Source organism: Cupriavidus taiwanensis, from assembly GCF_900250075.1.
Lineage (GTDB): Bacteria > Pseudomonadota > Gammaproteobacteria > Burkholderiales > Burkholderiaceae > Cupriavidus > Cupriavidus taiwanensis_C.
Map to the genome: position 1 here is coordinate 2,031,842 of NZ_LT977071.1, position 14,409 is coordinate 2,046,250.

Genomic DNA, 14,409 nt, shown 5'->3' on the forward strand with positions numbered 1-14,409 from the left:
AAGGTAGCCGCGCCCCGGCTTGCCCGGCTACCGGTTGACCAGCCTGGCGGGAATGGTCCAGATCGCGAAGGCCCCAAGGACCAGCATGCCGGCGATCATGTAGTAGGCGCTGTTGCCGCTCTGGGTCACGTCGCGCAGATAGCCGATCATGTAGCCGCTGGTGAAGCCGGCCAGGTTGCCGATCGAATTGCTCATGGCAATGGCCGTGGCCGCCGCCGCGCCGCTGAGGAATGCCGTCGGCAGCGACCAGAACAGCGGCGTGCAGGTCAGGATGCCGGCAGCGGCGATCGACAGGAACACCAGCGACAGCGCGGTGTTGTGCATCACCCAGGGCAGCGCCAGGAAGCCGATCGCGCCCATCATGCAAGGGATGATCAGGTGCCAGCGCCGTTCGCGGTGCTTGTCGGCGCTACGGCCGAAGAAATACATCGCGACGATGGCTGCCATGTACGGGATCGCGCTCAGCAGGCCGATATGGAGCGGGTCGGCGACGCCGGTCGACTTGATGAAGGTCGGCAGCCACAGCGTGATGCCGTACTGCCCCGTGACATAGCAGAAGCAGATCAGGCTGATCAGCCAGACGCGCGGATCGGTGAATACCTTGCCGACGCGGGCCTGCGGGTCCGCTGCCTTGACGTCCTCCGCCTTGGCCTGCTCGAGCACGCGCTTCTCGTCGCTGGTGAGCCACTTGGCCTTGGCGATGGAGTTGTCGAGGTAGTAGAAGCAGAAGCAACCCAACAGCACCGCCGGCACCGCCTCGATGATGAACATCCATTGCCAGCCGCCCCAGCCGCCCACGCCGGCCATGCTGCCCATCAGGAAGCCGGACAGCGGATTGCCGATGATGCCGGACAGCGGCGAGCCCATGCAGTAGATGGCCATGATCTTGGCGCGCCGGTGCGACGGATACCAGCACGACAGGTAATACACGATGCCGGGCGTGAAGCCGGCCTCGGCCAGCCCCAGCAGGAAGCGCAGCGTGTAGAACTGGGCTGGCGTCTCGACGAAGGCAAAGCACGCGGACAGTATCCCCCACGTGATCATGATCCGGCCGATCCATACCTTGGCGCCGAACTTGTGCAATGCCAGGTTGCTCGGCACCTCGAACAGGAAGTAGCCGATAAAGAAAATCCCGGCGCCCAGCCCATAGACGGTTTCGCTGAAGCCCAGTTGCTGCGACATCTGGAGCTTGGCAAAACCTACGTTGACACGGTCGAGATAGGCGATCAGGAAGCACACCATCAGAAATGGCACCAGCCTCCAGCTCACCTTGCGATAGGTCGCATCCTCGAACGTCCTGATCCTTGTTCCCGCCTGCAGGGTCGTATCCACAGCGTCTCCTCTGTATTTTTGTCGGGTACGGCAGTGCTGCGCTGATCGGTTGCGATCAGTTTCCGGCCGGGACGGCATGCGCCCGTCCCGGTGCCGGATGGAAAGGGCTGCGTCAGGCGGCAGCCTTGAGCGACAGCGGCACGGTATGCGCGGCGAGGTAGTCCATGGCGGCAACGGTGCCGCTGGCGGCGACCGGCACGCCGGAGATCTTCAGCCCCATCTCGCAGCCGGCCAGCGTGGCCATCAGCGTGAGGTCGTTGCAGTCGCCCAGATGGCCGATGCGGAACATGCGGCCCTTGACCTTGCCCAGGCCGGCGCCCAGCGACATGTTGAAGCGCTCGTAGATGTGGCGGCGGACCACGTCCGCATCGACGCCGTCGGGCATCATCACGCCGGTCAGCACCGGGCTGTAGACCGACGGATCCGCGCACTGGATCTCCAGGCCCCAGGCCCTGACCGCGCGGCGGCAGGCCTCGGCCAGGCGCTGGTGGCGGGCAAAGACGTTGTCCAGTCCTTCCTCCAGGATCATGTCGAGCGCTTCCGACAACCCGTACAGCAGGTTGGTGCTGGGGGTGTAGGGCCAGTAGCCGGTCCGGTTCATCTCGATGATTTCATTCCAGCCCCAGAAGCTGCGCGGCAGCCGGGCCGAACGCGAGGCCTCGATGGCCTTGGGCGACACCGCGTTGAAGCTGATGCCCGGCGGCAACATCAGGCCCTTCTGCGAGCCGGACACGGTCACGTCGACGCCCCACTCGTCGTGGCGATAGTCGGCTGAGGCCAGTCCGGAAATGGTGTCGACCAGCAGCAGTGCCGGGTGCCCTGCCGCATCGATGGCGCGGCGCACCGCGGCGATATCGGAGGTCACGCCGGTCGAGGTTTCGTTGTGCACCACGCATACGGCCTTGATGGCATGCGCGGCATCGGCGCGCAGGCGGGCCTCGATCATGTCGGCCTGCACCCCGTTGCGCCAGCCTTCGATGCCGGGCAGGCCAAGGAACTCAGGGCGGATGCCCAGGTTCTCCGCCATCTTCTTCCACAGCGTGGCGAAGTGGCCGGTTTCGAACATCAGCACGGTGTCGCCGGGGCTCAGCGTGTTCGACAAGGCGGCTTCCCAAGCGCCGGTGCCCGAGGCCGGGTAGATCACCACCGGGTGTTCGGTCTTGAAGATCTTCTTGATCCCGTCCAGCACCTTCAGGCCCAGCGCGCCAAATTCAGGGCCGCGATGGTCGATGGTCGGGTAGCTGATGGCGCGCAGGATGCGGTCCGGCACCGGGCTGGGACCGGGGATTTGCAGGAAGTGACGGCCAGCGGGGTGAAAGTTGAGATTGAGCATGGAACTCCTCCGTTTGAGTTTTGAATGCAAAATACTCTATCAAAGGAGTGGTGAAAAAACAGGTGCTGCACCGACCTTTTTCGCTAGCGTTTACCCCATGAAATGCGCGTAGATTGGGGTTTACGATCAATCTGGCGCTACTCTTAAGCGGCTGCTAAACTTGCATTCAATCTGTCCACCGGACGAATTGAATGCAAATCCAAGCCGATTCCAACCCTGACCTGCCGCGCCAGCTCCCTCCGGTGGAACGTCAGCGCCTGCACGACACCGTGGTGACCCATCTGCGCACCTTGATCATCGAGGGCGCGCTGGAGCCGGGGCGCAAGCTCAATGAGCGCGAACTGTCGGAAACCCTGGGGATCTCGCGCACGCCACTGCGCGAAGCGCTGAAGGTGCTGGCGGCGGAAGGCCTGATCGAAATCTCGCCCAACCGCGGCGCCAGCGTGGCGCGCCTGTCCGCCACCGAAATCCGGGACACGTTCGAACTGCTGAGCAACCTGGAGGCGTTTTCCGGCGAACTGGCTTGCGAGCGAATTACCGCCGTGGAGTTGGCCGAACTCAAGGCCCTGCACTACGCAATGCTGGCGTGCCGCGCCCATGAAGACCTGCCCGGCTACTACCGCCTGAACCACCAGATCCATGACCGCATCAACCTGGCGGCGCGCAATGCGGCGCTGCGCCAGACCTACCTGTCGGTGAACCGGCGGCTGCAGGCGCTGCGCTTTCGCTCCAACTACCGCAAGCCCAAATGGGACAGCGCCATCCATGACCACGAAGAGATGCTGGCGGCACTCGAAGCCCGCGACGGCAAGCGCATGGCCGAGATCCTGCGCCAGCACCTGCTGGACAAGCGCGACGCCGTGCTGTTGATGCAGGCTGGCGTGGGCGACGAAGCCGGGGGCACGCCGCAGGCCTAGCCCGCGGTTGCCAGCACCGCCTCAAGAATCCGAATAGCCCCATCAGCATTCTTTGCCCCGCTGTCACCACGGTGACAACCCCGCTTCTTACTCTGCGAGCGCATTGCGGCACACGCAATTCGCCGCGCGGCCATTGCCGCCGGCGCACAACAACGCAGATGAACAGGGGAATGAACGATGGCAGGGAACCTTGCACCGGGCTGGCTGGCGGGAATGGGGCGCGCGCGTGCGCTGGCCGGCACCGTTGCAGTCATGCTGGCCGCGACGCTGGCAGGCTGCGGCGGCGGTGACAGCGCGCCGTCCGGCGCGCCCAACGATACCGACACCAGCAAGCCCGCTCCGGTGCCTGACCGCGCCAGCGGCCCGCGCGTGCTGCTGGTCGGCGTCGACGGCGCCACGTATGCGCAGGTGCAAGGCGCGGTATTGCGGCGCGAGCTGCCCAACCTGGCCAGCCTGAACCTGGTGCCGACCGCCACCGGCGGCATGCCCGGCACCATCACCGCCCAGCCCACGCTCGACGCGCCCAGCTGGGCCACCGTACTGACCGGCGCCTGGGCCAACCGCCACGGTATCGACGACGACACCGGCAGCACCGCGCTGCGCGCGCCGACCGTGTTCCACTACCTGCGCGCAGCCGGCAAAGCCGGCGGGCAGCAAGGCGCGGTGGTCAGTGCGCCGGCACTGCCGGTGCTGCTCAAGACCGACCAGGAAGCCGGCGTGCTCGATACGCTGGTCGATTGCGCGGGCGTCGACCGCTGCGTCACGCAGAATGCCGTGCGTCAGGTGCAATCCGGCTATGGCGTGGTGTTCGCGCAGTACAGCGCCCCGGCGCAGGCCGCGCAAGCCAGCGGCTTCGGCAACGGCGCCTATGCCACCGCGCTGGGCGAGACCGACCAGGCGCTGGGCGAACTGGTCGCCGCCGTGGCCGCGCGGCGCCAGGCGCAGCCGGGCGAGGACTGGCTGGTGCTGGTCACCACCAGCCACGGCCTGGATGCCACCGGCGCCACCACCACGGTGCCGACCGTGGAGAATCGCACCGCCTTCCTCGCCACCAACAAGAGCCTGAACCGCGCGCTGGCCCGGCCCGGCGCCCCGGCCCCCGACACCCCGGCGGACCTGTCCGCGCTGCCGACCGAGGCGGATATCGTACCGACCGTGCTGGCCCACGCCGGCGTCGCGCTCGACCCCGCGGCAGCGCGCCTTGACGGCTCTGCTCTGGCCACCGCCACCGCCGGTGTGCGCGCCATCGGCGCCAGCATCAGCCAGTACAACGACGCCATCACCCTGAGCTGGCAGAACCCGAGCACGGCTTACGGCATCACGCGGGTGCTGCGTGACGGCGTGCAGATCGCCGCGCTGGGACCCGAGGTGCGGACCTTCACCGACAAGGGCTTCGACATGCCCACGGGCCTGTACCAGTTCAACTACACGCTGGTGCGCAACGACGTGCCGGTGTCGTACCTGGCGCAGATCCACTACGTCAAACCCGTGACGCTGATGCCGTCGCTGCTCACTGCCCTGGCGTCGTATTTCAGCCTGGACAGCAAGCCGTTCGCCGACGCAAAGAACGCGGCGACTCTGGGCCCGTGGGTGGCAAGCCTTGACGGCGGCACGCTCGCCGCCGACAACTTCGGCCGCCAGTCGCTGCAGCTGGACTCGCGCATCGACAGCTACCTGCTGAAGCACAACGGGGCCGATATCGCGCAAAGCCCGCAATTCACCATCGGCCTCTGGTTCCGCACCGACTGCAGCCAGGGCAACAGCACTGGCGAGCCGATCCTGTCGAACAAGAACTACATCTCGGGCGGCAATGCCGGCATCGCCATCGCCCTGTTCGGCAGCTGCGAGATCCGCTTCAACCTGGGCAGCGGCAGCGGCAAGCGCGACGACATCAACGGCATGAAGGTATCGGCCAACCAGTGGGCCTACCTGGCGCTTTCGGTGGATGCGGCGGCGAAGCGCTTCAGCGCCTACGTGATCGACCCGGTGCTGGGCCTGCAGAAGACCGAGAACAAGGTGATCGCCAATACCGACGTGACCAAGCTGGTTGGCCTCGGCACCGGCTGGGGCGTCAACGACGATGCCACCCACAACTACGTCGGCAACAACCCGGGCGCGCTCAAGGGCGTGATGGGCCTGAACGACCTGGCGATGTGGACGCGCGTGCTGACGCTCGACGAGCTGAAGGCCATCACCGGCGCACGCCAGCCGCTGTCGACGCTGAACCCCTGAATCCCCGAATCCGGCAGCGCCCCGTTTCCCCGGCGGAAACGGGGTGCCGGCCGGCCTTGACCCTCTCCACACCCCGATCCCCCTGCAGGAGATTGACACCATGACCTTCCGACCTTCCATCCTGGCCCGGCCGCACTGGCTGGCCGCCTTGCTGCTGAGCGCGGCGCTCGCCGGCTGCGGCGGCGACTCCGGCGAGGGCACCAGCGGCACTCCGGCCGCGGCGCCGACCACCCCCGGCGCGCCCGGCACCGGCGGCAACCCCGGCCAGGGGAACGGCAGCGACCAGCCTGGCGAGACCCCGGCCGTCAAGCCGCAGCTGCGCTGCGCGCCCTGAATCCGGCCTGGCCTGTCTACCTCCCCGCAACCATCCGGCACGAATCCAATGAACCTCCAAAGCAGACGCAACTTCCTCAAGCTCGCCGGCGGCAGCGCCGCCGCCACCGCCGCGCTGGCGGCCTTCCCGCCATCGATCCGCCGCGCGCTGGCGATCCCGGCCAACAACGCCACCGGCACCATCCGCGACGTCGAGCACGTGGTCATCCTGATGCAGGAGAACCGCTCGTTCGACAACTACTTCGGCACGCTGCGCGGCGTGCGCGGCTTTGGCGACCGCTTCCCGATCCCGCTGGCGGGCGGCCTGAACGTCTGGCAGCAGACCTATACCAACGGCAGCACCACCCGCACCGTGCTGCCCTACCACCTGGACAGCAGCGCCGGCAATGCGCAGCGCGTCAGCGGCACCCCGCACTCCTATCCGGACGCGCAGAACGCGTGGGACCTCGGCCGCATGAACAAGTGGCCCACCTACAAGCAGACGCAGTCGATGGGCTACTACACCGAGGCCGAACTGGATTTCCAGGTGGCGCTGGCCAATGCCTTCACGCTGTGCGACGCCTATCATTGCAGCTTCCATGGCGGCACCAACCCCAACCGCCTGTTCCACTGGACCGGCACCAACGATGCGGCCGGTGACTTCGGCGGCCCGGTGATCGACAACAGCGGCGACTCGTTCACGGGCTCCAACACGCCCTACACCTGGAAGACCTACCCGGAGCGGCTGGAAACCGCCGGCGTGAGCTGGAAGGTCTACCAGAACATGCCGGACAACTTCACCGACAACCCGCTCGCGGGCTTCAAGCAATATCGCGACGCCAATGCCGCGCGCGGCAACCAGGCCAACGGCAGCCCGTATCCGCCGTACACCAGCGCCGATGACGCGGTCAGCCCGCTGCTCAAGGGCGTGGCCAACACCATGCCCGACGGCGGCTTCCTGCAGGCGCTGCGCGACGATATCGCCGCGGGCAAGCTGCCGCAGGTGTCGTGGATCGTGGCGCCGGCCACGTATTCGGAGCATCCCGGACCGTCCAGCCCGGTGCAGGGCGCCTGGTACACGCAGGAAGTGCTCGACGCCCTGACCGCCAATCCCGCGGTCTGGAGCAAGACCGTGCTGCTGATCAACTTCGACGAGAACGACGGCTATTTCGACCACCTGCCGCCGCCGTGCGCGCCGGCCTATGACGGCGACACGCTGGCCGGCGCCACCACCCTCGACCCGGCTCAGCTCAAGCCGGAGTACCACGTCGACAAGCGCCCCTACGGTCCCGGCCCGCGCGTGCCGATGTACGTGGTCTCGCCCTGGAGCCGCGGCGGCTGGGTCAACTCGCAGGTGTTCGACCACACCTCGGTGCTGCGCTTCCTGGAAGCGCGCTTCGGCGTGGCGGAGCCCAATATCAGCGGCTTCCGTCGCGCGGTGGCGGGCGACCTGACCTCGGCCTTCAATTTCGTCAGTCCCAACACCAACCCCCTGCCGGAGCTGCCCAGCCGCGACAAGGCCAGCGCCGACGCCATTCGCACCGCGCAAGGCGTGCTGCCGCAGGTGCCGCTGCCTCCGGCCGGCAGCCAGCAGATGCCCCAGCAGGACCCCGGCACGCGCCCGTCGCGCGCCCTGCCCTATGAATTGCACGTCAGCGCGCGCGAAGACGCCCGCGACCAGCGCGCGGTGTGGCTGCTGTTCAGCAACACCGGCACGGCGGCCGCGGTGTTCCACGTCTACGACCGGCTGCACCTGGACCGCGTGCCGCGCCGCTATATGGTCGAGCCCGGCAAGGAGCTGCATGGCAGCTGGGACGTCTTTGCCAGCGACGGCGGCAAGTACGACTTGTGGGTGCTGGGCCCGAACGGCTTCCACCGCGCCTTCCGCGGCGACGTGGCGGCGGTGACCGCGGCCGGAGCCAGCGCGCCGGAGATCCGGGTCTGCTATGACATCGCCAACGCCGCGGTGTACGTGGACATGATCAACACCGGCAGCGCTCCGTGCACCTTCACGGTCCAGGCCAACGCCTACCGCACGGACGGCCCGTGGACCTATGAGGTGCCGGCCGGCATGCAGCTGCAGCAGCACTGGCCGGTGGCGCGCCAGGGCAACTGGTACGACTTCACCGTCACCACCGCGCAAGGCGGCTTTACGCGCCGCTTTGCCGGGCGCATCGAAACCGGCAAGGACGGCGTGTCGGATCCGGCGATGGGCGCGGCCGGCTGACGCAACCCGTCGACCCGGCACAACACCAGGCCCCGCCCCGGCCGGTCCCAAGCGGACCGGCCCGGGCGGGCGTAGCCGTTTTGTCATATTGGGCCGCTAGACTGCGCGGTCGTCCGGCCCGGTCCGGACCCTTCCCCCCAACTCCGCGCGGATGATCATGCTAGGCGACCTGCTGATGACCTTTTTCGAAGTGGCGCGCCAGGGCAGCATCACCATGGCGGCGCGGCAGTTGCGCGTGAGCCAGCCCACGGTCACGGGACGCATCCGCCAGCTCGAGGAAAGCTACGGGGTGGAGCTGTTCCATCGCCGCGCCAGCCGCGTCGACCTGAGCGACGTGGGCGTGGCCCTGATGCCGGTGGTCGAGCAACTGATGCAGCAGGAAAGCAATGCCGACTACCTGTTGCGCAACGCGGGCAACCTGCGCTTTGGCAACCTGCGCATCGGCGCCACCGGGCCGTATTACATCCTGCGCGCGGTGGCGGCGTTCCGGCAGCGCTACCCGGCGATCGAAGTGAGCCTGGATATCGGCAACTCGCAACAGATGCTCGAAGCGCTGTTCGAGTACCGCATCGACGCGGCGGTGTCCTCGCATCCGGTCGACGATGACCGCCTGGCCTGCATCCGGCTGGCGAGCGACCCGATGGTGCTGGTGGTCCATCCCGACCATGCGCTGGCGCGGCTGGCGCAGATCGACCTGCCGCAGTTGCGCGGCTACCACCTGCTGGTGCGCGAGCACGGCTCGATGACCCGCAAGACGATCGAAACCGCGCTGGCGGCCTGCGGGCTGGAATTGCCGCCGCACACGGTGATCGGCAGCCGCGAGGCCATCTACGAGGCGATCCGCCAGGGCCTGGGCGCCAGCGTGGTGCCGCTGGGCGAGGTGCCGCGCGACCCGTTGCTGCGCGTGGTACCGTTTGCGTCGGGCGCGCCGGTGCTGCATGAATACCTGTACTGCCTGCAGAGCCGGCGGCAGACGCGGCTGGTCGGCGCCTTCCTGGATTGCGTGGCGCTGGACCAGCCGGCCGCCACGGTCCAGGCTGCCTGAAGCAACTGAAGCAACGCATGGTGGAAAAAGCGCCCAGGCCTGCCGCGTTGCAGCCGCCGATGCCGGCATCGGAAAACTTCGGTCCTTCATCACCGCGCGGTCACCGCGCCGCGCCAAGCTTGGCGGTTTCGCCTACGGAGCCCTCCCGCATGCCTGCCGCACCTCGCCTCGCCCTGTTCGACCTGGACCACACCCTGCTGCCGCTGGACAGCGAGTACGAATGGGCGCGCTACCTGGTCGCCGTCGGCGGCGCCGACGCGGCCGAGATCGACGCGCACAACGCGCGCTGGCTGGCCGCCTACCAGGCCGGGCGCCTCGATTTCGCCGCCCATGCGCGCTTTGCGCTGGGCCTGCTGGCACGCCATCCGCGCCAGCGCCTGACGCAATGGCGCGCCGACTTCATGCGCGACGTGATCGTGCCAGCCATTCCGCCCGCCACGCGCGACCTGCTGGCCGGCCATCTCGGTGCCGGCGACCTGTGCTGCATCGTCACCGCCACCTGCCGCTTCATCACCGAGCCGATCGCGCGCGAGCTGGGCGTGCCGCACCTGCTGGCGGTAGAGGCCGAACACGACGTGCACGGCGAATTCACCGGCGCGCTGGCCGGGGTGCCTGCCTACGGGCCGGGCAAGGTGCTGCGCGTGCTGGCGTGGCTCGATACGCTTGGCCTTGCGCACGCGGAACTGGCCAACGCCACCTTCTACAGCGACTCGCGCAACGACCTGCCCCTGCTGGAAAGCGTCGGCCACCCGGTCGCGGTCAATCCCGACCCGACGCTGCGCGACGCAGCCGGGGCGCGTGGCTGGCCGGTCATGCAGCTGTTCGCGGCGGCAGGCGTGCCGGCCGCCTGACCCATGCACCCGCGCGCCGACTTCCCGGAATATGACCAGTTGCGGACTTTGCTGGATGCCGGGAGCCACGTGCTCGATACGCAGGTGGTGTGCGAAACCACCGTCCAGGGCCACCGCTTTGGCGTGCATGTCGCCACGCTCGGCAGCCGCGACCCGCTTGCGCCGGCCATCGGCATCTTCGGCGGCATTCACGGGCTGGAGCGCATCGGCACGCAGCTGGTGCTGGATTACCTGCGCTCGGTGCTGTCCCGCCTCGCCTGGGACGAACTGCTGCACCGCGAACTGCAATCGGTGCGGCTGGTGTTCATGCCCATCGTCAACCCCGGCGGCATGTGGGCCGGCACGCGCGCCAACCCCAACGGTGTAGACCTGATGCGCAACGGCCCGCAGGATGCCGACGCGCGCGTGCCCTTCCTGGCCGGCGGGCAGCGCATCGGCGCCTGGCTGCCGTGGTACCGGGGCGCCGCCGGCGCGCCGATGGAGCTCGAAAGCAGCGCCCTGCTGCGCGTGGTCCGGCAGGAACTGCTGCCGCGCCCGCTCAGCTTTGCGGTGGATTGCCATTCCGGCTACGGCTGGCGCGACAGCATCTGGTTTCCGTACGCGCGCACGCGCCGGCCGATGCCGCACCTGGCCGAGATGTACCTGCTCAAGACCCTGTTCGAGCAGGCCCACCCGCATCATGGCTATACCTTCGAGCCGCAGAGCCACCAGTACCTGCTGCACGGCGACCTGTGGGACCATGCCTATGACCTGGCCCCGCGCGGCAACCTGTTCCTGCCGATGACGCTGGAGCTGGGCTCGTGGCTGTGGATCAAGAAAAACCCGCGCCAGCTGTTCTCGCGCGAGGGCATCTTCAACCCGATCAAGGCGCACCGCACCGCGCGCGTGCTGCGCCGGCATGTCAGCCTGTTCGACTTTCTGGGCCGCATCGCCTTTGCGTCGGACCGCTGGCTGCCCCGCGGCGCGCAGCGCGACGAACTGCTGCGGCAGGCACGCGCGCACTGGCACACGGAGCCGCCATGAGCCGATGGGTATTCTTGCGGGGACTGACGCGCGAATCGCGTCACTGGGGAACGCTGCCGGCGCGCTGGGAGGCTGCCGGGCTGGGACGCCCGCTCTTGCCTGACCTGCCCGGCAATGGCGCGCTGTCGGCGCAGCCCGCGCCGTGGAGCGTGCGCGAGATGGTGACGGCGGTGCGGCGCCAGCTGACCGCCGCCGGCGCGCCAGGACCGTACCGCGTGCTGGCCATGTCGCTGGGGGCGATGGCTGCGACCGAGTGGGCGAGCGCGTATCCGGAGGAAGTGAGCGGCCTGGTGCTGGTCAACACCAGCATGCGGCCTTTCTGCACGCCGGTGCAACGCCTGCGTCCGCGCAATTGGGGCAGGCTGCTGCGCGTGGCGCAGCGCTGGCGGGATCGCGCGTATTGCGAGCGGACCATCCACGCCATCACCTGCGCGCGCACCGACACGCAGGCCGCCGATGTTGCGCAGTGGCAGGCCATCGCGGCGGATGCACCGGTCAGTCGGCAGGCCGCGCTGGCGCAATTGCTGGCCGCCGCGCGCTACTGCGCGCCGGCCGAGCCGCCGTGCTGTCCGGTACTGCTGCTGGCCTCGGCGGCAGACCGCCTGGTCAACCCGGCCTGTTCGGCGCGCATCGCGCAGGCCTGGGACGTGCCCTTGCTGACCCACCACTGGGCCGGCCACGACCTGCCGCACGACGACCCGCAATGGGTATGCGATGCGGTCGCACGCGCCGGATCACGCTTCGGCTAGCGCCTCTTCCACTGGCATGGCGCTGACCAGCAGCGCCGCCGCGGCATCTGCGCGATCCCACGTACCGAACAGCCGCGCGCTGATCAGCCCGTTCTGCAGGGCGCCGAATACCACCTGCGCCAACTGTTGCGGCGGCAGCGAGAACGGCGCCGCGCCCCGGGCGGCGGCCTGTTCAAGCAGGCGCGCCAGCCATTGCTCGTTAAGGCGGGTAAAGTCCTGCATCGCGGCGCGCACGGTGTCAGGCATGGCCAGCACGTCGGCCGACAGCATCCCCACCACGCAGGCCTGGTCGGTGCAGGCGCCGTCGCGCAGCGGCTGCAGGTATTGCCGCGCCTGCTCGGCGCACGGCAGGCTGGTATCGATGGCCTGCAGCCTTGCCCGCTTGCGCGCGCTGTATTCGCGCACCGCTTCGAGCACCAGGTCGTCCTTGGACGGAAAGTAATAGTGGATGCTCGAGGTTTTGACGCCGACCAGCTCGGCCAGGTCGCGGTAGCTGAAACCGTTGAACCCCCGGCGGCGGATCAGCACCAGCGCGTGTTCGACCAGTTGCTCGCGTACGGTTGGGGTAGTCATGGCATCGACTCCTCGGCTTGCCGCCGGGCCATTCAGGCCGGCAGCGTTTGTGCGATCAGCGTGATGAGGGACCCGCTTGCAAGGCAAAGTCCAACCCATCCGCCCAGGATCAGCGCAGTGTCACGCCAACGCATGATCTACTCCTGAAGCGGGGCCGCACCATGGCGGCCCGGTATTTGTCGATGGCCGGCGCCAGGCCGGCCGGCTCTCAGGCGATGGCGCCGTCGGTGTAGGGATCAGCCTTGCCCACGCGTGCACCGTCGGTGTACGGGTCGAAGCTGCGGGCCGGCTCGGCCGACACGTTGCTGCGATCCAGGCCGGCAACCGTGCGGGCGCCGTCGGTGTACGGGTCAGCCTTGCCCACGCGTGCACCGTCCGTGTACGGGTCGAAACTGCGGGCCGGCGCCGCCGACACGCCGCTGCGATCCAGGCCGGCTACCGTGCGGGCGCCGTCGGTGTACGGGTCGGGCTTGCCCACGCGGGCACCGTCGGTGAACGGGTCGGCCTTGCCGCTGCGGTAGTTGTAGCCATAGCTGTCGGCCGGCACCGCAGCCGCGACCGTGCGCGCGCCATCGGTGTACGGGTCGGTCTTGCCGACGCGTGCGCCTTCGGTGAACGGATCGAACTTGCCGCTGCGCGCGCCTTCCGTGAACGGGTCGAAGTTGCCGGTGCGGGCCCCGTCGGTAAAGGCATCGGCGTTGCCGACGCGATAGCTGTAACCGTACTTGTCGCCGGCGTTGGCGTTCACGCTGGCGGCCTGCGCCACACCGCCCGCGAGCGCGGCGACAAGGGTGGCGGCGGTGATCAGGGTCTTGGTGGTCTTGGTCATGATGGGCTCCTGGGTGCGATGATTCGGATCGCGTCAAATTCGGTATCAGTGGCTGTTGCAGTCCTTCTTCGATTCCGCATCTATCAGTAGATAGATAACCGGTCTCAAAAAAATGACCGCTTCCGGTCGTGCAATGGGACCCTGCGTTCCGCCTGGTCTTGCTTGTCGGTGGCGGTGCAGCGCTTCCATGGCCTTGATACTATCTACTACTAGGTAGAGAGTCAAGGAAAAACATTTCTATGACTGCGATAGCCACCATCCATGACGCCCTAAGCTCTTGATTATGAAGCGGTATTCCGAGTATCCGCCGGCGCGCGAGGGCAAACAAAAAAACCGCCATGCGGCTTGCACCCCATGACGGTTTCAGTCGCGCCACTGATATCGCGCGCAAAATCAACCCGATACGGCAGCCATCAGGGTGTCGGCGGCAGCCTCGACGCGGTCCGACGTGCCGAACAGGCGCGCCGCGATCAGCCCGCTCTGCAGTGAGCCGAATACCACCTGTGCCAGCCGCGCCGGCGGCACCGGGAACGGCGTGCTGCGATGGGGCTGGGCCCGCTCCAGCAGCCCGGCCAGCCATTGTTCGTTCAGCAGGAAGAAGCCCTGCAGCATCTTGTGCACGGATTCCGGCAGGCACAGCGTCTCGGTCGACAGCATGCCGCACAGGCAGATCTGGTCCGAGCCGCAGCTGGCGCGAAATGGCGCCAGGTAGATGGCCGCCTGCTCGGTGACCGGCAGCGTCGTATCGATGGCGTTGATGCGCTCGGCCAGGCGGGCGCTGTATTCCTTCACCGCTTCCTGGACCAGGTCTTCCTTGGTCGGAAAGTAATAGTGGATGCTGGAGGTCTTCACGCCCACCAGTTCCGCCAGGTCGCGGTAGCTGAAGCCATTGAAGCCGCGCCGCCGGATCAGGATCAGGGTGTGCTCGAGCAATTGCTCGCGTACGGATTGGGTTTTCATGCAAGCAGTTTATCTACGCGAAGATA

13 protein-coding genes are annotated in these 14,409 nt (G+C 67.8%); 8 read left to right on the forward strand and 5 right to left on the reverse strand.

Annotated elements, in window-relative coordinates:
- Positions 1 to 27: 27 nt before the first annotated feature.
- Positions 28 to 1,332 carry an MFS transporter gene (locus CBM2588_RS25555; RefSeq protein WP_115683082.1) on the reverse strand — a complete coding sequence of 435 codons (1,305 nt, stop codon included), beginning with the start codon at positions 1,330 to 1,332 and terminating at the stop codon, positions 28 to 30.
- A gap of 112 nt (positions 1,333 to 1,444) precedes the next feature.
- The gene (locus tag CBM2588_RS25560) at positions 1,445 to 2,665 is read right to left on the reverse strand and encodes a pyridoxal-phosphate-dependent aminotransferase family protein (RefSeq protein WP_115683083.1); all 1,221 of its coding nucleotides are present in this window, start codon (positions 2,663 to 2,665) and stop codon (positions 1,445 to 1,447) included.
- Between the two features lie 191 nt (positions 2,666 to 2,856).
- Between CBM2588_RS25560 and CBM2588_RS25565 the strand changes: the two genes are divergently transcribed.
- The 8 genes from CBM2588_RS25565 to CBM2588_RS25600 all read left to right on the forward strand — a co-directional run bounded on the left by CBM2588_RS25565 (position 2,857) and on the right by CBM2588_RS25600 (position 12,021).
- Entirely contained in the window at positions 2,857 to 3,582 is a 726-nt protein-coding gene (locus CBM2588_RS25565; RefSeq protein ID WP_115683084.1) for a GntR family transcriptional regulator, read from the forward strand.
- A gap of 177 nt (positions 3,583 to 3,759) precedes the next feature.
- Complete coding sequence (locus tag CBM2588_RS25570; protein WP_115683085.1) at positions 3,760 to 5,814, forward strand: LamG-like jellyroll fold domain-containing protein; 2,055 nt, start codon at positions 3,760 to 3,762, stop codon at positions 5,812 to 5,814.
- Between the two features lie 100 nt (positions 5,815 to 5,914).
- Positions 5,915 to 6,148, forward strand: a complete 234-nt coding sequence (locus tag CBM2588_RS25575; protein ID WP_115683086.1) for a hypothetical protein — start codon at positions 5,915 to 5,917, stop codon at positions 6,146 to 6,148.
- A 48-nt stretch (positions 6,149 to 6,196) separates the two neighbouring features.
- Positions 6,197 to 8,353 carry a phosphocholine-specific phospholipase C gene (locus CBM2588_RS25580; protein WP_115683087.1) on the forward strand — a complete coding sequence of 719 codons (2,157 nt, stop codon included), beginning with the start codon at positions 6,197 to 6,199 and terminating at the stop codon, positions 8,351 to 8,353.
- 157 nt (positions 8,354 to 8,510) lie between these two features.
- A complete protein-coding gene (locus CBM2588_RS25585) occupies positions 8,511 to 9,398 on the forward strand; it encodes a LysR substrate-binding domain-containing protein (protein WP_115683731.1) in 888 nt (295 codons plus the stop codon).
- Between the two features lie 149 nt (positions 9,399 to 9,547).
- On the forward strand, positions 9,548 to 10,249 hold the full coding sequence (locus CBM2588_RS25590; protein ID WP_115683088.1) for an HAD family hydrolase: 702 nt from the start codon (positions 9,548 to 9,550) through the stop codon (positions 10,247 to 10,249).
- A 3-nt stretch (positions 10,250 to 10,252) separates the two neighbouring features.
- On the forward strand, positions 10,253 to 11,272 hold the full coding sequence (locus tag CBM2588_RS25595; protein WP_115683089.1) for a M14 family zinc carboxypeptidase: 1,020 nt from the start codon (positions 10,253 to 10,255) through the stop codon (positions 11,270 to 11,272).
- Complete coding sequence (locus tag CBM2588_RS25600) at positions 11,269 to 12,021, forward strand: alpha/beta fold hydrolase (RefSeq protein WP_115683090.1); 753 nt, start codon at positions 11,269 to 11,271, stop codon at positions 12,019 to 12,021. Before CBM2588_RS25595 ends, CBM2588_RS25600 begins: the two co-directional genes overlap by 4 nt.
- Here CBM2588_RS25600 and CBM2588_RS25605 read toward each other — a convergent pair.
- The 3 genes from CBM2588_RS25605 to CBM2588_RS25615 form a co-directional block, all read right to left on the reverse strand.
- The gene (locus CBM2588_RS25605; protein WP_115683091.1) at positions 12,007 to 12,594 is read right to left on the reverse strand and encodes a TetR/AcrR family transcriptional regulator; all 588 of its coding nucleotides are present in this window, start codon (positions 12,592 to 12,594) and stop codon (positions 12,007 to 12,009) included. The two genes, CBM2588_RS25600 and CBM2588_RS25605, sit on opposite strands and share 15 nt — an antisense overlap.
- A 208-nt stretch (positions 12,595 to 12,802) precedes the next feature.
- Entirely contained in the window at positions 12,803 to 13,423 is a 621-nt protein-coding gene (locus CBM2588_RS25610) for a copper resistance protein CopQ (protein WP_115683092.1), read from the reverse strand.
- A 393-nt stretch (positions 13,424 to 13,816) separates the two neighbouring features.
- Positions 13,817 to 14,383, reverse strand: coding sequence for a TetR/AcrR family transcriptional regulator (locus CBM2588_RS25615; RefSeq protein WP_062803230.1), 567 nt, complete (start codon positions 14,381 to 14,383; stop codon positions 13,817 to 13,819).
- Positions 14,384 to 14,409 lie beyond the last annotated feature (26 nt).